At 49.1% G+C, this 24378-nt stretch carries 24 protein-coding genes and 1 tRNA gene; 14 read left to right on the top strand and 11 right to left on the bottom strand.

Annotation, left to right across the window (positions count from 1 at the left end):
• Positions 1 to 156 precede the first annotated feature (156 nt).
• From BDT_RS06775 to BDT_RS06765, 3 genes are all read left to right on the top strand, one after another.
• Positions 157 to 600, top strand: a complete 444-nt coding sequence (locus tag BDT_RS06775; RefSeq protein ID WP_015090501.1) for a hypothetical protein — start codon at positions 157 to 159, stop codon at positions 598 to 600.
• A 10-nt stretch (positions 601 to 610) separates the two neighbouring features.
• Positions 611 to 2227 carry a S8 family serine peptidase gene (locus BDT_RS06770; RefSeq protein WP_015090500.1) on the top strand — a complete coding sequence of 539 codons (1617 nt, stop codon included), beginning with the start codon at positions 611 to 613 and terminating at the stop codon, positions 2225 to 2227.
• 114 nt (positions 2228 to 2341) lie between these two features.
• Positions 2342 to 3523, top strand: coding sequence for a sugar transporter (locus BDT_RS06765; protein WP_015090499.1), 1182 nt, complete (start codon positions 2342 to 2344; stop codon positions 3521 to 3523).
• A gap of 55 nt (positions 3524 to 3578) precedes the next feature.
• Here the strand turns inward: BDT_RS06765 and BDT_RS06760 are convergent, their stop codons facing one another.
• Positions 3579 to 4001 (bottom strand): DUF4288 domain-containing protein, encoded by a 423-nt coding sequence (locus tag BDT_RS06760; protein ID WP_015090498.1) that lies wholly within the window; start codon positions 3999 to 4001, stop codon positions 3579 to 3581.
• Between the two features lie 374 nt (positions 4002 to 4375).
• Between BDT_RS06760 and BDT_RS06755 the strand changes: the two genes are divergently transcribed.
• Positions 4376 to 5746 carry a BspA family leucine-rich repeat surface protein gene (locus BDT_RS06755; RefSeq protein WP_080602348.1) on the top strand — a complete coding sequence of 457 codons (1371 nt, stop codon included), beginning with the start codon at positions 4376 to 4378 and terminating at the stop codon, positions 5744 to 5746.
• A gap of 13 nt (positions 5747 to 5759) precedes the next feature.
• Here BDT_RS06755 and BDT_RS06750 read toward each other — a convergent pair whose 3' ends face one another.
• Positions 5760 to 6617, bottom strand: a complete 858-nt coding sequence (locus BDT_RS06750; protein ID WP_041577298.1) for a trypsin-like serine protease — start codon at positions 6615 to 6617, stop codon at positions 5760 to 5762.
• Positions 6618 to 6847: 230 nt separating this feature from the next.
• Here BDT_RS06750 and BDT_RS06745 point away from each other — a divergent pair, with 230 nt between their 5' ends.
• The 3 genes from BDT_RS06745 to BDT_RS06735 are packed head-to-tail and all read left to right on the top strand — an operon-like array spanning position 6848 to position 9254.
• The gene (locus tag BDT_RS06745) at positions 6848 to 8422 is read left to right on the top strand and encodes a L,D-transpeptidase family protein (RefSeq protein ID WP_235046290.1); all 1575 of its coding nucleotides are present in this window, start codon (positions 6848 to 6850) and stop codon (positions 8420 to 8422) included.
• A 2-nt stretch (positions 8423 to 8424) separates the two neighbouring features.
• Positions 8425 to 8733: a hypothetical protein gene (locus tag BDT_RS06740; protein WP_041577296.1), complete on the top strand. Its 309-nt coding sequence runs from the start codon at positions 8425 to 8427 to the stop codon at positions 8731 to 8733.
• Positions 8730 to 9254 (top strand): dihydrofolate reductase family protein, encoded by a 525-nt coding sequence (locus tag BDT_RS06735; RefSeq protein WP_015090492.1) that lies wholly within the window; start codon positions 8730 to 8732, stop codon positions 9252 to 9254. Before BDT_RS06740 ends, BDT_RS06735 begins: the two co-directional genes overlap by 4 nt.
• Before the next feature lie 13 nt (positions 9255 to 9267).
• Here BDT_RS06735 and BDT_RS06730 read toward each other — a convergent pair whose 3' ends face one another.
• Positions 9268 to 10032 (bottom strand): hypothetical protein, encoded by a 765-nt coding sequence (locus BDT_RS06730; RefSeq protein WP_041577294.1) that lies wholly within the window; start codon positions 10030 to 10032, stop codon positions 9268 to 9270.
• 158 nt (positions 10033 to 10190) lie between these two features.
• On the opposite strand from BDT_RS06730, the gene BDT_RS06725 reads away from it, so the two are divergent.
• Positions 10191 to 11681, top strand: a complete 1491-nt coding sequence (locus BDT_RS06725) for an acetyl-CoA hydrolase/transferase family protein (protein ID WP_015090489.1) — start codon at positions 10191 to 10193, stop codon at positions 11679 to 11681.
• Between the two features lie 23 nt (positions 11682 to 11704).
• On the opposite strand, the gene BDT_RS19360 is transcribed toward BDT_RS06725, so the two are convergent.
• The gene (locus BDT_RS19360) at positions 11705 to 11842 is read right to left on the bottom strand and encodes a hypothetical protein (RefSeq protein ID WP_235046289.1); all 138 of its coding nucleotides are present in this window, start codon (positions 11840 to 11842) and stop codon (positions 11705 to 11707) included.
• A 205-nt stretch (positions 11843 to 12047) separates the two neighbouring features.
• Here BDT_RS19360 and BDT_RS06720 point away from each other — a divergent pair, with 205 nt between their 5' ends.
• Entirely contained in the window at positions 12048 to 12587 is a 540-nt protein-coding gene (locus BDT_RS06720; protein WP_015090487.1) for a hypothetical protein, read from the top strand.
• A gap of 5 nt (positions 12588 to 12592) precedes the next feature.
• Here the strand turns inward: BDT_RS06720 and BDT_RS06715 are convergent, their stop codons facing one another.
• The 3 genes from BDT_RS06715 to BDT_RS06705 all read right to left on the bottom strand — a co-directional run bounded on the left by BDT_RS06715 (position 12593) and on the right by BDT_RS06705 (position 14337).
• Positions 12593 to 13108, bottom strand: a complete 516-nt coding sequence (locus BDT_RS06715; protein ID WP_148278746.1) for a hypothetical protein — start codon at positions 13106 to 13108, stop codon at positions 12593 to 12595.
• Between the two features lie 184 nt (positions 13109 to 13292).
• Positions 13293 to 14087, bottom strand: coding sequence for a substrate-binding periplasmic protein (locus BDT_RS06710; protein WP_148278930.1), 795 nt, complete (start codon positions 14085 to 14087; stop codon positions 13293 to 13295).
• 173 nt (positions 14088 to 14260) lie between these two features.
• Positions 14261 to 14337, bottom strand: a tRNA-Asp gene (locus tag BDT_RS06705).
• A 168-nt stretch (positions 14338 to 14505) separates the two neighbouring features.
• Between BDT_RS06705 and BDT_RS06700 the strand changes: the two genes are divergently transcribed.
• From BDT_RS06700 to BDT_RS06680, 5 genes are all read left to right on the top strand, one after another.
• The gene (locus BDT_RS06700; RefSeq protein ID WP_015090483.1) at positions 14506 to 14781 is read left to right on the top strand and encodes a heavy-metal-associated domain-containing protein; all 276 of its coding nucleotides are present in this window, start codon (positions 14506 to 14508) and stop codon (positions 14779 to 14781) included.
• 100 nt (positions 14782 to 14881) lie between these two features.
• Positions 14882 to 15289, top strand: a complete 408-nt coding sequence (locus BDT_RS06695; protein ID WP_235046288.1) for a response regulator — start codon at positions 14882 to 14884, stop codon at positions 15287 to 15289.
• Positions 15290 to 15365: 76 nt separating this feature from the next.
• On the top strand, positions 15366 to 15893 hold the full coding sequence (orn, locus tag BDT_RS06690; RefSeq protein WP_015090481.1) for an oligoribonuclease: 528 nt from the start codon (positions 15366 to 15368) through the stop codon (positions 15891 to 15893).
• A 99-nt stretch (positions 15894 to 15992) separates the two neighbouring features.
• Complete coding sequence (locus tag BDT_RS06685) at positions 15993 to 16886, top strand: hypothetical protein (protein WP_015090480.1); 894 nt, start codon at positions 15993 to 15995, stop codon at positions 16884 to 16886.
• A 27-nt stretch (positions 16887 to 16913) separates the two neighbouring features.
• Entirely contained in the window at positions 16914 to 18047 is a 1134-nt protein-coding gene (locus BDT_RS06680) for a DNA alkylation repair protein (RefSeq protein WP_015090479.1), read from the top strand.
• Here BDT_RS06680 and BDT_RS06675 read toward each other — a convergent pair.
• From BDT_RS06675 to map, 4 genes are all read right to left on the bottom strand, one after another.
• The gene (locus BDT_RS06675) at positions 18044 to 19717 is read right to left on the bottom strand and encodes a thioredoxin family protein (protein ID WP_015090478.1); all 1674 of its coding nucleotides are present in this window, start codon (positions 19715 to 19717) and stop codon (positions 18044 to 18046) included. The two genes, BDT_RS06680 and BDT_RS06675, sit on opposite strands and share 4 nt — an antisense overlap.
• Before the next feature lie 104 nt (positions 19718 to 19821).
• Positions 19822 to 21411: a methyl-accepting chemotaxis protein gene (locus tag BDT_RS06670; RefSeq protein ID WP_041577293.1), complete on the bottom strand. Its 1590-nt coding sequence runs from the start codon at positions 21409 to 21411 to the stop codon at positions 19822 to 19824.
• A 306-nt stretch (positions 21412 to 21717) separates the two neighbouring features.
• A complete protein-coding gene (gene ahcY, locus BDT_RS06665; protein WP_268742070.1) occupies positions 21718 to 23100 on the bottom strand; it encodes an adenosylhomocysteinase in 1383 nt (460 codons plus the stop codon).
• Between the two features lie 126 nt (positions 23101 to 23226).
• On the bottom strand, positions 23227 to 23991 hold the full coding sequence (gene map / locus BDT_RS06660; protein WP_015090475.1) for a type I methionyl aminopeptidase: 765 nt from the start codon (positions 23989 to 23991) through the stop codon (positions 23227 to 23229).
• Positions 23992 to 24378: the final 387 nt, after the last annotated feature.

The raw sequence follows: 24378 nt of genomic DNA, 5'->3' as shown, positions 1-24378 counted from the left end.
TTTCCCTGTTCCATCAAGTCCTGCGTTAACGCGGCGTAGTTTCACAATGCCATTTCTGGCAACATTTAGTTGCGGTCATTTGCCATTTACTTCTTAATCCCACGGATTCTGCTGGCACATATTGACTTCAATTCGCCAAACATTTAGTCCCTGCGCATGATTAAATATTTTATCACTCTGTTTATCGCGTTTTCCGCTGTTCCAGCCGTGTCATGCCCGCAACTTTCTGGCAATTTTGACTGCACTGCCGAAACCGGTCCGGTGAACTCTTTCACCATTTCAACGACCACAGAAAAAGGCCAGGTTGTCTATTACATTAACGGGACGAAACTGATCGCCAACGGGACTCCTGAAACCCGCCGCCGAGGCGACGCGTTCCCGACAACTTACACCACCAGCTGCGAAGGACAGACCCTGCGTGCGCGCATTCAGACTCAAGTTTCGTCTTCGATCTGTCCTTCATTGCCACTGTCCATTGATTCCATCTCGCTGTTCACCCCGGTGGGCAATCAAATCGAAATGGATGATATCACAATCGCTCTTTGCCCCGACAAAGCTCCAATGAACGTTCGTCATAAATTTATCTGCACTAAAAAATAAGGACTGAAAAATGAACTGCCAAAAACACAACATCTGGATCGCAGCCGTTGCCCTGTCTTTGTTCGCTTCTGCCGCGAACGCCGCCACTTATATGATGTCTTTCAAAGAATCCAAAGCAGCCCAGGAATTCAAAGCTCTGATTCAAAATCAAAAGTCTTTGAACATTCATCTGGAAGAAGAATTGCCAGAAGTTAAAATTCTAATCGTTGATGCCACAAGCCACAATCAGCTTTCAAATCTTGTGAAAGCCCAAGATATCAACTTCATTGAAAAACAAACGACCTTTGCCGCTCCTCGCGTGCAGATCGTGCCGACGCCTTCTTCAGGCTTTGTGCGCATGACTGCTATGAACGCCTTGTTGCCGGTATCCCAAGGCTTGAAAATGATTCAAGCACCGCAAGTGTGGCCTATGACCCGCGGAGCCGGGGCTCGCGTCATGATCATTGATTCCGGTATCGACCAAAAGCACCCGGCATTCGCAGGCCGTATCGAAAAAGTCAAAAACTTCACTGATGATGCCAACGGAGATGTTCTGGACGTAACAGACTATGACGGACACGGCACGCACGTGGCTGGCATTGTTGCCGCACGAGCATCGGTGGAAGCCGTGGGTGTGGCTCCAGAAGCAAAAATCCTGGTGGCCAAAGTCTGCGGAAAAAAAGGCTGTAAAACTGATTCCGTTGCCAGAGCCTTGAACTGGGCCCTGAATGAAAAAGTCGATGTCGTGAACATGTCCCTTGGCGGCGGTGGCAGTGTCACTGAAAGTTTCATGATCAAACAACTGGATGGCGCACAGATGCCTGTGGTTGCGGCGATGGGAAATCACGGTCAGGAAGTCACTCCAATGCCTGCGGGCTACCCTGGGGTGACAGGCGTTGGTGCGGTTGATTTCACCGGCCAGCGTGCGGCGTTTTCTAATTGGTCCCATGCATTGGACGTCATGGCGCCGGGCGTAGGCATCCGTTCCGCGGTTCCTCTGGGGATGGGTCGCAATGCCTTTGCTGGTTTTGAATCCGCAGGCGGCACATTCAAAAATCTGCCTTCTGTGACCTTTATCGGCGTGCCAACGACATCCCTGCACGAATCTGCCGTTTATGCAGAATTCGGCAGCATTGATGAATTGGCGAAAGTAAATGCCACTGGGAAAATTCTTGTCGTGAAACGTGGCAATCTGCCGCTGCTTGAAAAAATCAAAAATGCAAAGTCTGCGGGCGCGGCAGCTTTGATCATTTGCAATAATGAGTCAGCCCTGGCCAGTGGTTCCTTGACGGAAGACCCTAACGACATTCAAGTTCCGGTCATCATGGTTGAAAAAACCGCCGGTGAAGATTTGATCACACAACTTGCAAACAACCCGGATCTGACTGTGCAGTTTGAAGTTCAGGCGGCAGACTATGCCGAATTCAGCGGCACATCCATGGCATCCCCATATGTGGCGGGCGTTGTGGCTTTGATGAGATCCGTGGTCCCAGGCATCACTTCCTGGAAAATTCGCCAGATCATGGAAGGCACAGCGACTCCAATTAAAACAGAGATCCCGAATCAGACCGGTAAAGGTCTGATTAATGCCAAGGCTTCTGTTGATGGCGCCTATGCCGTACGCAACAAGTACAGAAAACCTAAGTAACCCTCATTAAGATTCGTAGCCAAAGTCAGTTTTGTGTTTTGGCTGCGCTTTTCCCTTTCCAGTCTTTTCTAACAGGTTCATACTAGAGCGCATTCCCCTAAGGTGGCGCTCGTCATGAACACAAATTCTTTCAAATCCTGGCTTCCCACTGTCAGCATCAGTCTGGCCAGTTTCATCTTCGTCACCAGCGAGTTTATTCCCGTCGGTTTGCTTCCAGAAATTTCCGCAGGTCTTGGTAAAAGCGAGGCCTTCACGGGCCTATTGATGACCATCTATGCCTGGATTGTTGCGACCATGTCACTGCCTATGACAGTCGTCAGTTCTCACTGGGATCGACGTCGCCTGATGTTGATTCTGCTGAGCACGTTTGTCGTCGCGAACCTGGCTTCGGGTCTTGCGGCAAGCTTCGGAATGCTGCTGATATGCCGGATCATCGTGGCCTTCGCCCATGCCGTCTTTTGGTCCATCGCGATTCCGTTGGCAATTCGCCTGGGGCCGGCAGGCGGCCGAGCCAAGGCCCTGTCGATCATTGCGATGGGAGCTTCGCTGGGAAATATCCTGGGGATCCCTTTTGGTACGTTCCTGGGGCAAAGCTTTGGCTGGCGCATGGCTTTTTCAGTGATCGCCCTGGTGGCTTTTGTCATTTACATTATTTTGTATCGCATGCTTCCGCCGCTGCCGAGTCAAAGCGTGACCACGTTCAGAAATGTACCGTCTTTGTTTAAACGAAAATCTTTGGTGCTGGTTTATCTGATGACCGCCCTGACCGTCACAGGGCACTTCACCGCCTTCACTTATATCAAACCCTTCCTGCTGGCCGTTGGTGGCATTTCAACAGATTTTGTCGTGGTTCTGCTTTTGGTTTTTGGGGCTTCGGGAATTTTTGGCAGCATCCTGGGCAGCAAGATCATTTACAAACATCCCAAGCAGTCGCTGTGGATCGCGTTGGCGATCGTGTTTGTCAGCCTGCTGCTGATGGCCTTGGCCGTGCATTCGCAAATCTGGCTGATGGCGCTGGCCTTTATCTGGGGCACAGCTTTAACCATGCTGTGTCTGATCTTCCAGTCTTCCGTGCTGAAAGAGGCCCCTGACGTGCAGGATGTGGCGATGTCGCTGTATTCGGGGATTTTCAATATCGGCATAGGTGGCGGGGCTCTGCTGGGCAGTATTTCGTCCACCAACCATATTGGCTCTGTGGGTTATGTCGGTGCGATCTTTGTTCTGGTATCGCTACTGTTGTCTGCGAAATTTCAAATTACCGAACTTAAGCACACTGAAGGCGCTGTCGGACACTGATCGGCAGCTTTCCGTAAAAAAAGCCCCGATTGCCGGGGCCTGCGAGCTTGAGCTATTAAACGTAAGAACCCAGTTCTTTGCTCATGAAACGCTTGCGCATTTTGATTGTGCTTTTTGTCTCCAAAACGCCAAGTCTGCGGGAAATAAGCTCTTTGCTGGAAACTTTCTTCGTCAAAACTTCTGTGGAAGCAAACAGCTCCACACCGCTTTCAAGAGTTTCATAAAGCTCAAATACATCACAAGCCTTCAGGTACTCAGTGCGTACGGCCTGACCTTCGAAGTTTGTGTAAGTGTACTGGCTGTATTCTTTTGCGTCTTTTTCAGCGGCTTTCACTGCTGCATTCGGATTTGCCGCCTGGAACAATACAACGCGCTCTTCAAGCAGTTCCGCGAAGGCTTGTTTGCCTTTGGCGCTGGATTTACCCACAGCACGAGTTACATAAAGGGTCTTAACGGCGAACCATTTTTTATTTTTCATTGTCTCTTCCTATGGGTTATTTCATCTGTAATCAGTTGACCACAGCCCTACTATAATGACCAGAACAATTGGCAGTCAATACACTCTCACCTGACCTTCGTGTCCTCTTTAAGGAAGGTCCACATGCATTCATTTTCCTGGGCTCATAAAAAAGAAATGGCAAAAGTCGGTGCCGGCGAAATGACCGTGCATGAGATTTCATTCGCAAGCCCGTGCGTCTGCTATTCAGAAAAATAAAATTTCCCCCCGCTGGGGGACAACTCAAAAAAGAGCAGACCTCGTTTTTTAAAGATTTCCACGTTATCCACGGTAAAACCGCCAATTGTTACCAAGATGTATTTAAGGGTCGTTCATAGTATTCCGAAATATACATCATGATAACACTGGTACGTGTCTCACTCTGGAACGTCATGCTTTTGCTGACCACGCTCTGTTTAACGGGCTGCACGCTGGATCTGCAGCTCGTCCCTACCGGCATTGATGTATCTTCAGAATCCCCATCACCTTCAACACCACCCGCTCCAACAGGTCCGACACTGACCATCAGCGCACCATCTGTGCCCTATGGTTCTGTCGCCACAAGTTTTGTTTATACAGTCACCTATAACGACGCCACCACAGTCGATTTAAAAGACACCGACATCACACTGGGTGGGCCCGACACGGCTGGCTGCACCATCGCAGTGACGAATGGCACGACCATGACTCCGACCGTAACCATCAATGATTGCGCAGGAGACGGTCTTTTAAATATTTCCATCGCGGCTGACACAGCCGAAGACGCCGACGGCCTGCTGGCTCCGGCATATGGGCCTTCTGCAAACACCTCGATCCAAAACTCCTTTATCTTCACCGTCGACACCACGAAAGGCAATGGAACCGACACGTTTGAATTGCCCCTGACCGGCTGGGCTGGCCATGACTTCACCGTATATTGGGGTGACGGCGATTGGCAGGACATTGAATCCGCGACCTGGAATCCTGGCATGGGAGCCATCATTCACAGCTATCCAGGTCCTGATGTCTATGAAATCAAAATCAAAGGAGCCATGCCCTACTTCCGCTTTGGTGGCGGTGGCGACCGCTTGAAAATTCTGGATGTCAAACAATGGGGAACCAATCAGTGGGGCACTGCCCAGATGATGTTCGCCGGCTGCGAGAACCTGCAGGTTTCAGCAATCGATCGTCCTGACCTGAGCAACGTCACGGATATGAGAGGCATGTTCATGGGCGCGAAGGCTTTCAACAGCCCGGTGGATCATTGGATCACCTCCAATGTTCAGGACATGAGCAACATCTTTATGGGAGCCGAAGCCTTTAATCAGCCGGTCGGCGGCTGGGATACTGCAAATGCCACAACAATGGCCAGCATGTTCAGCGACGCCAAAGCGTTCAATCAGGACATCAGCGAATGGGATACTTTCAAAGTCACAGACATGAGCTTTATGTTCATGGGGGCCCTGGTCTTCGATCAACCGTTGGTCAGAAATGGAAACTACTGGAATACATCAAAAGTCACCGACATGTCTTCGATGTTCCAGAATGCAGACGCCTTTAACCATGACATTTCAAATTGGATCTTTGCAACACCGGGTCTGTTGTCGATGGAACAGATGTTCTTTAGCGCTGATTCGTTTGTTCAGGATATCAGTGGTTGGGTGCTGCCAATGGGGGTCGACCCCACTCTGTTCGACCATCAATCCAATCCGGCATGGGATGCCAGCAAAAAGCCGACTTTCCCGTAGCTTAAACGCAGCTTTAATCCTGTACCGGGGTTAACGACCTGGCCAGCTCTAGGATCATACCAAATTGCTTTTGAACGTTGATATAAATGCCCTCATCGGTGCAGCGTTCAGTATCAGCCGTAGCGGGTTCCCCCGAGCTACGGGTGGTTTTCGAGGCAATCCCCACCACATAGGTCTGCCCTTTGATTCGGGCAAATGCAGGGCCACCAGAATCCCCCTGGCAAAAACCTTTGCCTTGGGTCTGCTGGACACGGAAACGGTTTTCATTTTTTGAGAAGGCTGACACCCTCAACTGAACCGACCGCAGGGTGTTAGCACCATCGCCCTTGATATCAGACCAGACGCCATTGGTGCGCCCATAACCGGCCGCAAGAACAGAGCGCAAGTCCCCCACCGAGTGATCCATCAGGGGCGTGATAATGATGTCCTGGGGCAGCTGTTTCTTTAACTTCAAAATCCCAAAATCAAAATCCTGATTTCCGGCTTTGTACTGTTCAGGCAAAACGAACGTTTCTTCTGCATAGGCCAGATGCTCTCCGGCTTTGGTTTTAAATTCGACCGTGCGTAAATACCCATCTGGAGTCATCAGACAATGGCCCGCCGTCAAAATCAGCTGTCTGCTCAGTGGAATTCCCGTGCATTGAAACACGTCATTGATTTCGACCTTCTGGCCGTTAATAATCTCAACACGGGTGTTGTAGTAGGTCCGCACGCTGACAACCATCTGCGACAGATCACTTTGAACCGGAACCGTCGCCCCACCGATAATCCCTTGCCCTTGTGCCGAATCCACGGCTGTCCCTTGAAGGCTTTCCGGGCTTTCCTGGCAGTTGATCAATAGAAGTGAAAGAAGCACTAACAGTCTTTTCATAAGGCTTTAAACACCCTTGCCAGTCTTATGCCTACGCCACAGAACCTTAGAAGAACTATAAGCCGCCTGGAGCTGACCCCGGCTGTCCAGCGACTGAGCGAGGCACCAGAAGTGTCACTGCCTGACAGCCTGATATGAAGATATTTCTCAAATAGTATCCAAATCACATTCAGTTTCTTTCCGGCGCTGGCAAAGTTCTTGTAGTACCCGTTGCCACGAGGTGACTGGAAATGGATACACAACCTGTTCGCTTATTTCTTGCGATCACATCCCTGATTTTGGCAGGCGGGCTTTCGACGGCGAAGGCTCAAAGTCCTCCCTATTTTTCAGCGGTGCCCACACAGGGTCCCGGTGCGATTGATTATCTAACCGCTGTCGACAGCCTTAGTGCGGCTTCCATCCGCGAAGCTCTGTTGTCTGTGTGGCAGCATGGACTGAATCCCTCGGTCTATTGGAGCAGCGATCTTGAGCAGTCCTTCCTGCGCGGAACTCTGGATGCTGACTTCGACCGACGTCAGATTCTGGCCGTCTATGTGAAGGCTCTGCGCGATGTTTATGCCGGCTCGGTCAATCCGACGGGCTTGGCTTCAGATATCAAAGTCAAAAAGAAGGACCTCCTGACGGCCGAACAAGTTCGCCTTGTCGTCCTGAGCAGCCAAAGCAACGCAAGACAGGCCCTTGATAAAATGGCCCCGCAGTTTTCCGTTTATCAGTCCCTAAAAATGGCAATGCAAAAGCTGTATCCATTAAAGGACACCGGATTGTGGGAAACAATCACCCCGGCCAAAAAGCCTTTGTCCCTGGGTAAAAAAGATCCGGTCATCATCAAGCTGAAGGAACGTCTGAGTCAGCTGGGCTATCGCATCGACAGCATGAATGACACTTTTGATCAGGACATGTTAATTGCGATCAACGACATTCAAATGAACCTTAAAATGAAACCGGATGGAGTGATTTCACCCGGCGGTCGCACCTGGAAGTTCTTCAGCGTGTCTTTGTTAGATCGACTCAGTCAGTTGCAGGCGGACATGGAACAACTGCGCTGGTTCCCACAGAATCTTGAAGACCGTCATATTTTCGTGAATACGGCATTTTCACACTTCATGATGACGGACAAAAAGAACAATGTCTCGATGAGCTTTAAAGCGATCAATGGCACCGCGGAACGAAAAACTCCGACACTGCGGGATCGTATCACATTTCTGGTGATGAACCCGACATGGACCATTCCGCCCACGGTATTCCTGAACGATAAGGTTGAAATCCTGAAGAAGCTCGACACAAAAGGCATTCGCAAGTATTTCACAGACAACAGATTTGAAGTGTACACCGCTGATTTCAGCAGAACCATTGACCCCACCAGCATTAACTGGAAGTCGATTAAGTCTTCGAGCGTGAATTTTTACATCAGACAGAAGCCGAGCTATAACAATGCATTGGGTGTTGTAAAGTTCATGATGACAAATCCCTATGCGATCTATCTGCACGACACGAACCAGCGCGATTTGTTCGGCGAAGCCCAGCGCCTGCGCAGCTCAGGATGCGTGCGTTTGGAAAAACCGCTGGATCTGGCCGAATACCTTCTTGCCGGAACGCAATGGTCCCGACCGCAGATTGAAAACTTCGTGGTTAAAGAAGGCCAATTGGTCGATCAGGAAACCCGTGTGGATCTGAAAGAACCCATGCCGGTTTATTTAGTACCTGTAACTTCCCAAATGAACTCGGATGGTGTTATCCGTTTTGTGGAAGACGTTTATGGACATAATCAGTTAATTTTATCTCAAGTAAAAGGATTAGGACGGTAATTATGGCGAAGTATCTTTTAATCGTAGTTCTATTCACTGCTTTCAACGTTGTGACCTCACAGGCGAACGCCACGGTCAGCGCCGGCGCGTCTTCACAACTATACGTGACCGGCGTGGTTGAACACGTCGAAGCCATTGAAAACGAAGCCATGGTTAAGCTAGTGGGTCTGCCAAAGCTTCTGATCATCAAGAATTTAATGAGCTTTCCTGAATCGAAACTGCACTTGTTGACAGAGTCTCAGGAAGGTCGCGTGCCGTTGAAACTTAAAATCAACGGCAACAACCAGATTCTGGATGTTATCAATCAATGATGAAGACCATTTATTTCACTGCGGCTAGTTTGGATGGGTATATTGCTGACCCCAACGACTCTTTGGAATGGTTGTTTAAAAATGGCCCCACGGATATCAGCTTCATAGATACCTTTGTAAACACCGTGGGTGCCCTCGCCATGGGTACATCGACCTACAAGTGGATGCAACAGCATGCTGAAGAATGGCCGTATAAAGTCCCCTGCTTTGTCTTCACCCATCAGAACCTTAAACCTTACGCCGGCGCTGACATTCGCTTTGTTCAGGGCGACGTTGCCAGCCATCATCAGGAAATGCAGAGATTAGCTCAGGGAAAAAACATCTGGATTGTGGGCGGTGGTGATCTGGCCGGGCAATTTTACGACCAGGGTCTATTGAACGAGATGCACATTCAAACGGTGGCCGTCTTTTTAAATCAGGGCAAAAAGCTTTTCGCCCGTCAAACCGACACCGCTTTTAAAATCAAAGAAATTCGTCAGCATGGTGAGACCTGTCTGGAAGTGATTTATACGGTCCTTTAAACGCGTTTTATAATCACCACACCGAAAAATTAAAATACATGCTTTTCGGAAAATCCTGACTTTGCACTTCGCCGTGTCCCAGGACGGCCCTGATAATTTCGCAGCGTTCAGGTTCTTTGGAAAAATTGCAGATCTTCAGTTCATTTTCAAATTGCTGCAAGTCCACCAGGGTCTCTTTATCCGGCTGATAGGCCCAGGATTCAAACATGGGTGCGCCCTCAATGGTGCCGATCTGTTTTTCAGCGCGGTGGCAAGAACTGCAGTTTGTACCGTTCCCAAAGCGCACACCGCTGTAGGGCTTGCTTTTGGAAATCGATTGCATGATGGGAAACTCAATCTCAGCCTTCACCGATGTCGTTGCCGTCGTCTGATAGCTCAACTCCAGATAGTCGCGACCCCGTCCTTCGGAAACCACCGACATATAAAGCTTTTCGTTCAGGATAAAGACGCGCGGACTGCGATTGCCTGCCGCCGGTTGCGCGCTCATTTGACTGTTGGTCAAAGTAATGTTCAAGGGTCGCTCCAGGCTTTCCAAAAAACAACTGAGCGTGACGGGCTTTGGCAGTGAATTTATCAGAACGACAACGTCTTCAATGGTGGAAGGCCTTGCCGACACCCCTGCAGGAGCCAAACAGGTGACCGAGGCTTGCGCCAAAGCATTCCCCACATCCGACACCCCCTGCGCATGAAAACTTGCCGCCGGAGAGCACCCGACATTCCACCCGGTCAAAATCAACAGCGAAAGAACAAAGGCACCATGAGTCTTGGTTATGTTCATGGCTGATATAATAGCAACCCATGGAATATCGCACATAGGTGGAGATTTCAGTTTTTTATTAATACGTATTCAGTTCAGCAACAAAAGACTTCCCGCTTGAAAAACCATGTCAAGATGAGACACTGGTTCCTTCACCACGTCACTTGGGAGAACGCTCCATGCACCGCGACCGCATTGCCGAAAAGTACCGAAATAGAATCATATCTGCGGAACAAGCTGCTGAACTTATCAAGGATGGAATGGTCGTGGGCGCCAGCGGATTCACCAAAGCAGGCGATGCCAAAGCCACATTGAAAGCTCTGGTTGAAAAAGCAAAAAAGAATCCCCTGAAAATAAATTTAATGACCGGAGCATCACTGGGCCACAATCTGGACGGTTTGCTGGCCGAGGCCGATGTGATCGCCCGACGCATGCCCTTTCAAGCCGATCCCCTGCTGCGCAAAAAAATTAATACCGGCGACGTGATGTTCACCGATCCTCATCTGGGGGAAACTGCCGAACTGCTGGCTTATGGCTTTTTACCGTCAGTGGACATTGCTGTTATTGAGGTGGCTGCTATTTATGAGGACGGTTCCATCCTGCCAACGACTTCGGTTGGCAACAATCTGACCTATGCCCGGCACGCCAAGTCCGTGATTTTGGAAGTTAACACGACCATCCCACTTGAGATTCGCGGCTTCCACGATATCTTTGCCACGGGTCTGTCGCCACACCGCCAGATCATTCCAGTGACAGAACCCAGCTCTCGTATCGGGACTGAAACAATGGATATTGATCCGGCGAAAATCGCGGGCATTGTTATCTCTGACATCAAAGACAGCCCGGTGGATCTCAGTGCTGTCGACGTCAAAACCCAGGCAATCTCTGATCACCTGATGGATTTCTTTAATCAGGAAGTAAAAAAAGGCCGCTTGTCCATGAATCTTCCACCGCTGCAGACAGGCATTGGGAATATTGCCAATGCCGTCTTTAGCGGCTTCAAGAAAGGAAATTTTGAAAATCTGCAGATGTATTCCGAAGTTTTGCAGGACAGCACCTTTGAACTGATTGATTCCGGCAAAATGAAATTCGCTTCAGCCTGTTCTTTCGCCGTGACTGAAGGCTGCTATGAAAAATTCTTTGCGAATCTGGATCAATATCGTGGCAAAGTCTTGCTGCGCCCGGAAAAAATCAGCAATTCACCCGAGGTCATTCGCCGTCTGGGCGTCATCGCCATCAATACAGCCATCGAGTTTGACCTTTATGGAAACGTCAACAGCACCCACATCGGTGGCAACAAACTGATGAACGGGATTGGTGGATCCGGAGACTTCGCCCGAAATTCATATCTAAGTATTTTCGTGACTCAGTCTGCCTCCAAGAATAACAACATTTCCCACGTTGTTCCCATGGTGACTCACGTCGACAGCAACGAACACGACGTGGACATCCTGGTCACCGACCAGGGACTGGCGGATTTGCGCGGTCTGGCGCCACGAGAGCGTGCTTTACGTGTGATTGAAAGTTGCGTTCACCCCGAATATCGCGACCAGCTTAAAGCTTACTATAAAGAAGCCCTGGCTCGCGGGGGGCATACACCTCATGTGATTGAGCGGGCCTTTGCATGGCACCAAAGCTTTAATGAGCGTGGAACAATGAAGCTGTCTTGAAACGCCTGAAATGATCCGGCGAATTACTTTCCTGTGGACACGATGTAATAGATGCCGCACAAAGTGATTAGTACCGGCAAAATAAACGTCAAGCCAAGCACCCAAAGGGTTTTGCGACGTACTTCTTTTTCTGCCATCTCTGTATCGTGGGGCGTTTCCATATCGGTCCTTTACTAGACGGGTCTAATTGGGAAGGATTCTAGCGACACCATTACCAGAAGACAAATAAAAAGCCCCCGTTGAAGTCTGTTCAAAGCATACAAAATGTTGCTGTCACTCGGCAGGAGCTTAAAGTTCCGCTCGTGTTTTCTTAGCGGGCGCAATAAATAGTTCGTCAGTGACTTACCAACAGTAAAGGATCGGACGATGAAACAGTTTCTTTCTTCAATTGCGATGATTTCGATGATTTCAATGACCACTTTGACGGCCTATGCCGAGGAAGGCCGTCAGGTCTCCGTTGGCAGCGTGTTTACTAATTTATCCACCGAGTGCGTTGAAATCAGTGCGGCAACAGAGCAGTCCCCGATTGATTTCTATGATGCTGAATGCAAGGGTTTTGGCGGGTATCAACTAAACATCGCTGGCGGCGACCTTCGCTATCATCCGGAATTGGCTTACGGTGGTCAGCAGATTGCACTGAATAACCCGTACTCGTTCCATGACCTGGCTTCACCTAAAGTGGAATGGATGTACCGTAAAACGAATTCTTTGGAAGACGGCAGCGGATCGTTGCAGTGGATTGGCTTTATCTATCGCCTGTCTGAAGCCACGGAAGATGGAACGTCAGATGTGGAAGTCGTGTATGCGGTTCGCTTGGATGGGGCGGATACCTGCTCGATCGGCACTGCCAGTACAGAAGAACAAGCACGGGCGCTTGTTCTTAGTTCAAAGGCTCGCTGCAAATAGCCTGACTATTGTTTTTTAATATCGTGAATGCAAAAGGCCGGAAGCTTATCAATGGGTCTATTCTGATAATCGACGGCCCCTAGCTCTTTCAGTTCTTTGAGGGTTGTTTCTCTGACAACGCCGTCGCCGCCACGAATTCTAAGTACCAGGTGAGTATCAACGTTCGCTGGATTCTCTTTGTCGATTTTGATTTTTTTCTTGTTATCCCAAGCGACGATAGCCGTATCAACAGAGCCATCTTGCTTCTTAATCTGCACCATCATGCTGTCCAATTGCGGTTTACCGAAAGCTGCAACTTGAATGACCTCTTCAAGGTCCGCCAGTTTCAAGTTCAAGCCAAGTTGTTTACCCAAAGTGTGACAAAAGGAACCGGCGTCAGCGCGTTTACTGAATTTAATTTTTGAAACAGCGACAGAGTAATCACCTACACTGACATCCTGAGCGAATGGCAGCAGGTTCGCATGAGCATGGAAGGCAGAGAAGTTCAAAATTAAGACAGTTGCCAACAAGACTTTTTTCATAAGGCACCTCTGACCATTTACATTGCCAAGGTCATTCCAGCCCCAGGTGGGATAAACTTGATTCCACGCCGTCAGAACTGTCGAAGGCGCCAAAAACGCCAACCAAATCTGTTATGTCTTAATTTGAAATACGCAGCCTTGTTGCAAATTGAGACGAGCTTGGGAACTTCCAGACACCCTTTTTTTATTCACCATTAATCATGGTGCTGCCATATTTCTTAAACAGCAGTTCAAGCTTCCCTGAAGACTTTAGCTTTGTGATCGCATTGTCCAGGTCCTTTTTAGTGACTCGTCCCAAGCGACTGGTTGAACATATGATCGGATAGTCTTTAAGAAAAATAGTCTGCCGATTTTTTGTGATGTCCGGGTTTTTCAAGCGAAAATAATCCAGAAAGATCTGATCGGTGACGACGTATTGAATTCTTCCATGAAGAAGCTTTTTTAAATTGGCTTCCTCGCTGACGTTGTCCTCGCGATTTATCTTTCCGGTGGAAAAATAAGGATCCAGAGTTGGGTAGACATATTGAAGCATAGTTCCCAGAGTTTTTCCCTTGAGGCCTTCGACCGTCTTGGGCATGGGGGCCTGACCAATGACTATCTCCCGTTTTATAAAAAGCGTTTTTGAAAAATCCATTTTGTCCTGACTACTGTCCCACAAGGGGGACGTGTAGCAGAGGATATCCATTTGCCCTTTTAACAAGTATCCAAGCAGACGATAGCGGGTGACGACGCTAAACTGAGCTTTACGACCCAGGATTTCAGCGAGGGCGTTGGTATAGTCCACAATGAGACCCTCTTTTTTATCGCCCTTTTCAATCAGCAAAGGTGGGGCCAATCCGGCAGGAATGGAGGCTCGAATGATCATTTTATCTTCAGCCTGAGCGCATAGGCTGATGGTTAACACGAAGAAGATAAGAAGAAGCGACTTCACTCGCCGCTTTTGCCCCGGAAGATCGAATGAAATTCCAATAACTGGCATATAGGTAGGCATTCGATCCGTGATAAATCCCATATAGCAGATAGTGTTGTCGACATGTGCCTTAGATGCAAGCAATCGCTTGCGAGTAAGATTTTGTGATGGTTTTGGCAGATTTTAGGCATAAAAAAACCGAAGACTCAGCTTCGGTGATTTTGGCCATTTTTAGGAAAAAATGGCGGGGTGGACGGGACTCGAACCCGCGGCCTTCCGCGTGACAGGCGGACGTTATAACCAACTTAACTACCACCCCAGTGGCGTTTCGGAGAATCATTTATAGCCAAGTCGGACACCCCTGACAACATTATTTTTAAAAAAACTTAATATCATGGCGTCCTATGCCCTCTTTTTGAGCAAATAAAGCCCTAGCCGTGCGGTTTTGAAGGGTATACTGTCTTTGCACCATCAAGGAGACCCCAAAATGAAGAAACTTTTGGCTGTGACCGCCCTGCTACTGTGCCAAACCGCCCTGGCGGAAACAATCACCTACGAAGTGGAAGGCATGCACTGCACCTCCTGCGCCCGCTCCATCAAGGCTCAGGTATGCAAAATGGATGGCCTGGAAAAATGCGATGTTACTGTCGGCAAAGTGATTGTCTCACCTAAAGCCGGTTCAACGATTTCTCAAGATCAGATTCAAGCGGCGATTTCAAAAGCCGGTGAATACAAGATCATCAACTCTTCAAAGTCCAAGTAAGATTGTGGAATCATCGGATCCCCTGTTCAGGGGGTTCGATTAAAAAAAATTGACCATCGAGCGCGATGACCTGACCGCACTTCTTTGGCATAATGATCCCATGATTAACACAGTTTCCGCATCCTCTAAGGGTCGCCTGCTTATTATCGATGACGAATTTGAACTGCTTGAAGTCCTGGCGGCCATCCTTGAAGACAGCACCTCTGAAATCCACCGCGCCAACAACGGGATTGAAGGCATTGATCTGCTGAAAACCCAGCAATTTGACGCTGTCCTTTCTGACGAAAAGATGCCAAAAAAATCAGGCTTGGAAGTTTTAAAGTGGATGCGTGAAAACGGCCTGCAGATCCCGTTCATCATTCACACTGGTTATGGCCAGAAGGACATGGTGCTGGAAGCTCAAAGATTGGGCGTGTATGCCTTTATTGACAAGCCGTGGGATGAAAACTCGCTGATTTCCACCGTGGAACGCGCCCTAAAAACTGGGATGGAGCAAAAGAAGGCCTAAAGGTCTTGTCTCCCCCTTCCAAATCCATCATCATAGAGAGCATCCGGGCGCACGGCGCCCTAGAATAGGAACTCTCATGAACAAGCTCTTTTGGATCGACATGGAGATGACCGGTCTTGATGTCGAGAAGGAAGTGATCATCGAAGTGGCGGCCATCGTCACGGATCTGAACTTCAAAGAACTGGAAACATTTGAAACCGTAGTGAAACAGCCCCAGAAGTATCTGGACAGCATGGACGCCTGGAACACGGAACATCACAGAAAATCCGGCCTGACCGCTAAGGTGCCTAACGGAATGGACGCTGATCAGGTTGAAGCCAAGCTTGTGGACATGGTTAAAAAGCATTTCCCGGATCCCAAGGACAAACCTGTTCTTGCGGGGAATTCAATCATGCAAGACCGTCTTTTCATCAACAAGTACATGCCGGAATTTGCCGGAAGACTTCACTATCGCATGGTGGATGTGTCTTCATGGAAAGTGATCATCAATAACAAATTCAAATACGTTTATCAGAAGGCTAACAAACACCGCGCCCTGGAAGACATCCGCGAAAGCATCCAGGAACTGCGCCACTATACCGATAAAATGCACTTCACCAAGTAGCGCATTCATGCGTCCACTGCAGATCTTACGGCAGCGGACGCATGCTCATTTCTTTTGACTCGAAAATCAAAGGCCCCTACTTTCATGAGCAGGAGCTGAATGATGCGCAAAAGTCTGCTGTTTTTGCTATGTCTGTTTCTTCCTCTGGCCGGCCTGGGTGGTAACACCCCAAATGCCGAGATGGTTTACATTTACCATCCGCCAGAGTCCGAAATAGATCGTCGTTACGCCTACCACTGGGATCTTCTGAAGGCGGCGTTGGAAATCACCAAAGATAAATATGGGCCTTACGTTCTAAAGCCCAGCGTGCGCATGACGGAAGACCGTCAGATGCGCGAGCTTTTGTCGAACTCGCAAAAACTGACCGTGATGATTCGTGAAACCTCGATCAAACGCGAACGCCAGTTAGAAACTGTTCGCATCCCCATCGATAAAAGTCTGATTTCTTATCGCGTTCTGCTGATCAATAAAAAAGACAAGGCCGTCTTTGACAAAATCACCACCCTGGATCAGCTGAAAAAAATCCCCATGCGCCAGGGCGAAGGCTGGGGCGACAATGCCATTCTGGAAAGCGCGGGCTTTCGCGTGCTGGAAGAGGTTTATTACGACCGTATCTTTGAAAACCTTGTGTTCAGCGCGCACACCACAGCTTTCCCCCGCGGCGTGACGGAAGTGCTGGAAGAATTCAACGCGCGCAAAGAGCGCCTGCCCCAGCTGATGATTGAAGAAAACATTTTGCTGTACTATCCCCTGCCGACCTATTTCTGGTTCCCACAAACGGACGAGGGCAAAAAACTTGCACGCCGAACTAAAGACGGCCTGGAAAAACTGATCGAATCAGGTGATTTTGACCGGATGTTTAACAAGGCCTATGGCAAAGTCATCGCGGATCTGAACCTTAAGAACAGAAAACTGTTCAGAATTGATAATCCGCTGTTGCCAACAACGGTTCCCTTCGACAATAAGAAGCTGTGGTTTGATCCGACCAAATAGATTCGGATCAGACGGAAAGGCTGCTTTATGCCGCAGAAAAAAACCGCTGAAAACGAATCGGCTTTCAAAAACTGGATTAACGAGGCGCTCGTACGCCGCATAGCTGAGCACCTGCAATATCACCACGCTGATTTTGACAGCAAAAGTTTTCAAAAGCTTGCCCGCGAGCTTTCCGCACTTGAGATGAAACCCCGCGTGCAGCTGATCCGCGGTCGCTTGCAATCACACCTTCCAAAAGACTACACCAAGGCTTTAAACATTCTGCTGAAAGCTGTCAGCAAACCCAAACCCGGCGTTGAACCTCTGTCCGGTTTTGACCTGTGGGCGTTCACTGAATTTGTGCAAGTGTATGGACTGGAACATTTTGATGAATCCATGAAGGGCCTGCACGCACTGACACAAAAATTCACTGCTGAATGGGCCGTGCGTCCGTTCCTGATCCACCGTCAGGAAGAAACTCTGAAACAACTGATGGCTTGGACTCAGGACGAAAGCCACCACGTGCGCCGTTGGGTTTCGGAAGGTTCGCGTCCCCGCCTGCCGTGGGGCGAGCTGCTGCGTGAATTCATCAAAGACCCGGCACCGACTTTGAAGCTTTTGGAAGAGCTTAAATACGACGAAGAACTTTACGTACGCAAGTCCGTTGCCAATCACCTGAATGACATCACCAAAACCCATCCGGATGTGGTGATCAAAACCCTGAAGCGCTGGCAGAAGGAAGCTCCGAAAGAACATAAAGCCAAGATCGACTGGATCACCCGTCACGCCTTAAGAACTCAGGTGAAGGCTGGCAATCCTGAAGCTTTGAAGCTTTTGGGATATCACACTGAGGCCACGGTGAAGCTGCATGATCTGGCATTAAAACCTAAAACCGTCAAAACCGGCGGTCATCTTGAAATGTCCTTTGGCCTTTCAAGCCCCAAGGACGCCACGGTTGTGGTGGACTATGCGATTCATTATAAAAAGGCCAATGGCACGAATTCAGCCAAAGTTTTTAAGCTTGCCAACAAAGAGCTGAAAGCAAAAGAGCGGATGGAATTCACCAAAAAGCATTCCTTCCGCCCGGTGACAACACGAGTGCTTTATCCGGGCTCTCATGTCGTAGAAATTTTCGTAAATGGAAAGAGCCTGAGAAAGGCCACTTTCCTTTTGAAGGACTAAAGGTCTTTCTTCATTTGCTCCAGGGACTTTAGAACTTCCTTGAAGCGATCCTCTTTCACTTGTGGATGAGCCAAAGCGATTTCGATGGTCTTTTTGGCTTCATCCTTTTGTTTCAGTTCCTTCTGGATCTCGGCCAAAGTTTTCAAGTTATGAAGACGAAGGTCTTCGCCCAGCTCTACGGCAAGTTGGGCCTGTGGCAGGGCTTTGTCATAGGCCTTGTTGCGCACATAGTAGCTGGCAAGCTTCATGTGCGGCACATAGCTGTCAGGATTTTCCTTTTCAAGCTTCAGCAACCACGACTCTTCAATTTCAGGAAGTCCCGCCTGACGGAAGTAAAACAGGGTCGCCATCACTTCGCCCGGACGCTTTTCTGAAAGCTTCAAAGAACGCACTTCATCCTGCAGTTCCTGCTGAATTTTGACGATCTCTTCCTTTTGCCCCAGCGCTTCGGCTGACGCCTTCCACATGGAAAGGGCTTCGGCTCTTTCCACCGGGGCCATGGGGCTGACATCCCAAGCCTCGACCCATTTGATGGTGTCGGCTTTGGACTTGGTCAGGTTTTGCAAAAACTCGGTATTGGCTTTCAGGCGCTCTTTCAAATCCGCGGGCAGGTCCTTCTTTTCACTTTTCAGGAGTTCAGCCCATTCATTGGTGGCCGTCACACTGGTGAAACTTTGCGGCTTCAGATCAGCCCACTTTTTCAGAATGGCCAGGTATTCATCGGACTTTTTGTCGGCACGGGCCTGCTGAGACGCCAGTTGAGTTTCAGCTGAAGCAAAACGATCGGACTTGGAATCGATCTGACGATACCATTTCACGGACGTTTCCATATCCAGAGCATTGTAGGCACTGACGGCCAAAGCCTCGATGGCTTTTTGATCACCGGCTTGTGCCAGCTTTTCAAGATCCGCCGCGGACTGAAGGTTCTTTTTCGCATCCTTGATGCGTTTGGCATAAACATCCGCCGGCGCAAAATCCAGGGCGCGATAAAGTTCAGTGCCATCAGGTTTTAAGATCAACACTGTCGGAATCGCTTTAATATTATATTGTTTGCCGAACGGTTTATTGACACTCATATCCGCATTCAAAGCGACCAGCACAAAATCCTTCGTGACGTTTTTAAAGGCCTTGGTGCCAAAGACTTCCGTTTCAAGACGAACACAGGCCGGGCACCAAGGGGCGCCGTAATCAACCAGCAGATTCTTTTTAAGCTTTGCCGCCAAAGTTTTGGCAGCTTCCAGATCGTTTTCGATAAAGCCATGGCTATTCTTGTGAACTTTGCCCGCGGTGGCTTTCACTTCCGGCTTTGCGACTTCGGCTTTTTTGACTTCGCTAGCAGGCTTTAGCTTTCCGCCAGAAATCACGTAAGTGATCCGTTGCTCTTCACACACGGTTTTTTTGTCGTCACAGACATAGAAACCAAGCTCAAAGGCTTCGTTTTCTTTTGTCGGCATAGCAAAGACCAACTGAGATTCCTCTTTAACAAGAGGCGCGATCTCTACACCTTTCATAGCGAAAGCGGCAGGGGCTTCTCTATTGAAATGAAAACCTTTTTGAATGGCGCCGACAATCTTTCCGTCTTTCACGGTGAATGTGGCTTTGCCGTCCGAAAGACGACCGAATGCGGACGCCGCAATTAACAGGGTTAAGATAAAACCAAGAACCTTCATAAGTCCTCCTGAATATCTTAAAACCCTATCACGGCGAAGGCAGATAACAATGCCTACGCCGCTCATGCTGCGGCGTAGATGTAAAAAGTCACCAGGCACCTTTTTTAGAAGCCGTCGGTGGTTCCTACTTTGCCCCAGTCGTCCATGGAATCAGCTGCTGGGGTTTTGCGTGGGGCTGCTGCCGGGGCCGGGCGTTTTTGGGCGGACTTGATGTCGATGGTCTTACCCTTGGCCTGCACGCTGCTGACCGCGGCGGCGATTTCACGGCGCACACCTTTGATGGTGTAGGTCAACAAGTCGACGACTTTATCCAGCTGCTGAGCCTGGGCGGACAATTCTTGAGAAGCCGCAGCAGCTTCTTCCGAAGTCGCGGCGTTCACTTGAGTCACCTGATCCAATTGGTTCATGGCTTTGCTGATCTGAGTAACCCCATTGGATTGCTCTTCACTGGCACTGGCAATTTCAGCGTTCAGACTGGACACCTTCTGCGCGGACTGCACGATTTCACCCAGCACTTTACCGCTTTGTTGAGCTTGGTTGGCACCACGGTCGATTTTCTCGACGCTGCCTTTGATCAGCTCGGTGATGTCTTTCGCCGCAGAAGAACTGCGCTGAGCCAGATTGCGAACCGCTTCCGCCACAACAGCAAAGCCTTTCCCCTGCTCACCCGCACGCGCTGCCTCGACCGCCGCGTTCAGGGCCAGCAAATTCGTCTGAAACGCGATATCGTCAATCACGTTGATGATTTCTTCAATGCGTTTGGAGTCCTGGGAAATCGCCTGCATCGAGTCCATCAGGGAATGAATTTCTTTATCCCCACGACTGGCCACCTGACTGGTTTCACCTGAAAGACGAGCCGCCTCGCGAGCGTTGTCCGCATTGATCTTAATCATGGAAGTCAGCTCTTCCAGCGTAGCCACGGTTTCTTCCAAAGAAGCCGCCTGTTCAGAGGACGCCTCGGCCAGTTGTTCTGAAGATACAGAGATCTGCTGGGAAGCCCCGGACACTTGTGTGGAATTTTCGGTCAGATCGGAAATCACGCGGTTGATACTGAAACTCAAAGATCGCAACACTACAAATGCACAGGCAATACCGAACAGCAAAGCCCCCAAAACCGTGCCCACAAGGATATTGCGGGATTGCGCATAGGCCACTTCCGCAGCTTTTTGCTCAACCAGCATGCGTTCGTTATTGCTTTTCACCATGCTGTCGACAATTTCAGTTCCGCGCACGCGCACGTCACGACCTTTGGTGACAAGGATGTTAAGAGCTTCCTTGTCATGGCCTTGATCATAAAGCTCAGTGACTTGCTGATTCAGGTCGGTCCATTCTTTATAGACGGCTTCAAATTCAGCGATACGCTTCAGCCCGGCTTCATCCGCCAGTGCTTTGCGCTCTTCAAGAATCCCGGCCATCTCTTTATGACGTTCACCAATAAACTTACGAGCCGCATCCCGAGCAGGACTACCGGCCGGATTCAAAGCAAAGTTTCGCTCATTAATGACCTGAGTAAGGAAGACCTCTTTCATCATGTGATCCCGATCAATTCGAGGCACGGTGACGTCAGTAATATGAGTCAGAGTAGAATTCAAATCCCCAAGACTGCGCCAGCTCATCACTGCAATGAGAGCCGAACAAAACACAAGGATCCCAACAATCATTGACACTTTAAAATTCAAACTGCGTACGTTCATGATTCTCCCTTTAATGGGAGAATTTATCGGGCCCTCAGTAAAGAAACCTAAGGCAGAACCCCGTTAAATTATCTTGATTTCAAAAAAGAAAAACTCAAGATCCTCAAAAAAATCCAAATTCAAAACATCACAAAAATTCTTAACAACACAAAAGAACTTCTACTCTACTCCCCCATCTGTCGCACCATAGCCAGAAAAAACAACCAGGCACCTTCGAAATAAAAAAAGGGAGCCACGAAGGCTCCCTAGCGCGAGGACTGTCTGGGCGTTTCCGGCTCGGGCAGCCCCTCTTCCCTTGCGGGTTGACTAGTAACGGTAGTGCTCAGGTTTGAATGGACCCTGAGGACTCATGTGCAGGTACTTGGCTTGTTTGGAGGAAAGTTTAGTCAACTTCACGCCCAATTTATCCAAGTGCAATGCCGCCACTTTTTCGTCCAAGTGTTTAGGCAAACGGTAAACTGCGATGTCTTGGTACTTGTCACGGTTCATGAACAATTCCATTTGTGCCAACACCTGATTGGTGAAGGAGTTGGACATAACGAAGCTTGGGTGGCCCGTAGCGCAACCCAAATTCACCAGACGGCCTTTAGCCAGGATGATAACCTGTTTGCCGTTTTTCAAAGTGTGGATGTCCACTTGTGGTTTAACTTCACGCATTTTGGAGTTCTTGTTCAACCAAGCCATGTCGATTTCGATATCGAAGTGACCGATGTTGCACACGATCGCGTTGTTTTTCATTTTCATGAAGTGCTTGTCAGTGATGATATCGCAGCAGCCAGTCGCTGTTACGAAGATGTCACCCAGTGGAGCTGCATCTTCCATAGTCGTCACTTCGAAACCTTCCATTGCCGCCTGAAGCGCGCAGATTGGATCGATTTCAGTCACAAGAACGCGAGCACCCAGACCACGCAAAGAATGCGCAGAACCTTTACCCACATCGCCGTAACCTGCAACAACGCAGATTTTGCCGGCAACCATCACGTCAGTTGCACGTTTGATACCGTCAGCCAAAGATTCGCGGCAACCGTACAGATTGTCGAATTTGGATTTGGTAACAGAGTCATTGATGTTGATCGCTGGAACTTTCAGTTTACCTTGTTTTACAAGGACTTCCAGATTGTGAACACCGGTAGTTGTCTCTTCAGAGATACCGATGATTTTCTTCATTTCTTTGGCGAAACGAGGCTCGTGCATCATGTTCGTCAAATCACCACCATCGTCAAGGATCATGTTGTAGCCTTCTTTGCCCCAACCCACGATAGTTTGTTCGATACACCAGTTGAACTCTTCCTCAGTCAGACCTTTCCAGGCAAATACTGGAATACCCGCTGCCGCGATAGCTGCTGCTGCGTGATCCTGAGTGGAGAAGATGTTGCAAGAAGACCAGCGGATTTCCGCACCCAGCTCTACAAGTGTTTCGATCAGAACCGCAGTCTGGATAGTCATGTGAAGGCAACCAGCGATACGAGCGCCTTTCAAAGGCTGCTGTTTTTTGTATTCTTTACGAAGAGCCATCAAACCTGGCATTTCAGTTTCAGCAATCTTGATTTCTTCACGACCCCATTTAGCAAGCTTTGCGAAAACCTCTGGGTTTTCCATCGCTTCTTTGCTGACTCTGTAGTCAACAGCAGGAGTTTTAGCAGCCGCTTTAGTTGCTGCAGGAGCTTTCATTTTAGCATTTTTCTTCATAGCGGTTTTTCCGTTCGTCGTAGTCAATGACATTTGATTGAAGTCCTTGTCTTGTTATGTTTCTAAATTCAAATCTGCTTCAGCTTGCGTGCCTACCGGCACTCCAGCTCTGCCGGCTTTCGCCGCTTAAGGCAGCGTCAAGATTTCATAGCCAGTATCTGTCACAAGCACGGTATGTTCAAATTGTGCGGACAGTAGACTATCTGCAGTATGATAGTACTTAATGCTGCTTCCTGGAATGTCGAATTCGATGATTTCGTCAGTCCCTTGATTCACCATCGGCTCGACGGTGATACAGTGGAACGGCACCAGGCGCTCGCCTTTGCCTTTTTTGCCATAGGATGGAACAAACGGCTCTTCATGGAACTTGCGGCCCACCCCGTGGCCGCCGATCTCTTTCACGGCGACATAACCCTTGCGAGTCACAAGCTTGTTCGTTTCAAAACCGATGTCCCCGGTATAACCGTTCGGACGGATGGCCTCGATACCCACGTCACGAGCCATACGGGCGGTTTCGATAAGATCTTTGGCATCATCAGAAACGTTGCCGATCATGTACATCTTGGAAGTGTCCCCAAAGAAACCATCAATCCAGGCCGTCACGTCGACATTGATAATGTCCCCGTCTTTCAAGATTGTTTTGTCATCAGGAACGCCATGGCAGACAACTTCATTGATGGAAGTACAAGTGTACTTAGGATAGCCGTGATAACCCAGACATGCCGACTTGGCACCTTTGGTAGCCATAAAATCGAAGCAAAGCTGATCGATCTCGTTCGTGGTCATACCAATTTTGATATATTTATCCAGGTAGGTCAGAGTGTCGGCTGCAATACGGCAGGCAACAGTCATCTTTTTGATTTCTTCCAAAGAAAGCGGCTTAATTCCCATAGAGGATGGTATAGCACAGCCCCCCACCCTTGAACAGACCAAAACCCAAGCCCCGAGCAGGGAAAATCCAAGCCCACCTTAGATAAAAGCCGCCGTTTCCCCTCTAAAATCGAACTAACAAACCCCTCCCAAAGGCGACGACGAAGTCGAGCCCACAAAACGGCGATCCCGCGAAGCGGAAGCCCACCCACAACGGGACGAGGAGCTGGTCAAAAAGGTCCATATACAAGGCGGAGGTGGGTCCTCGCAGCGGAGGCGTACCCATGGTACGTCGGAGCGAGAAGACCCGCCGACAACGCAGGAGATGGGCCTTTTTCACCGGCCCCGAAAAAAAAGCAAAAAAAAGCCTAGGTATAATCCTAGGCTTTTTCGTCGTTCAAAAACTGA

Origin of the sequence: Bdellovibrio bacteriovorus str. Tiberius, from assembly GCF_000317895.1 — a bacterium.
GTDB lineage: Bacteria > Bdellovibrionota > Bdellovibrionia > Bdellovibrionales > Bdellovibrionaceae > Bdellovibrio > Bdellovibrio bacteriovorus_F.
Note: the sequence above shows the minus strand (reverse complement) of the source record. Positions and strands in the feature narration are given on the sequence as shown.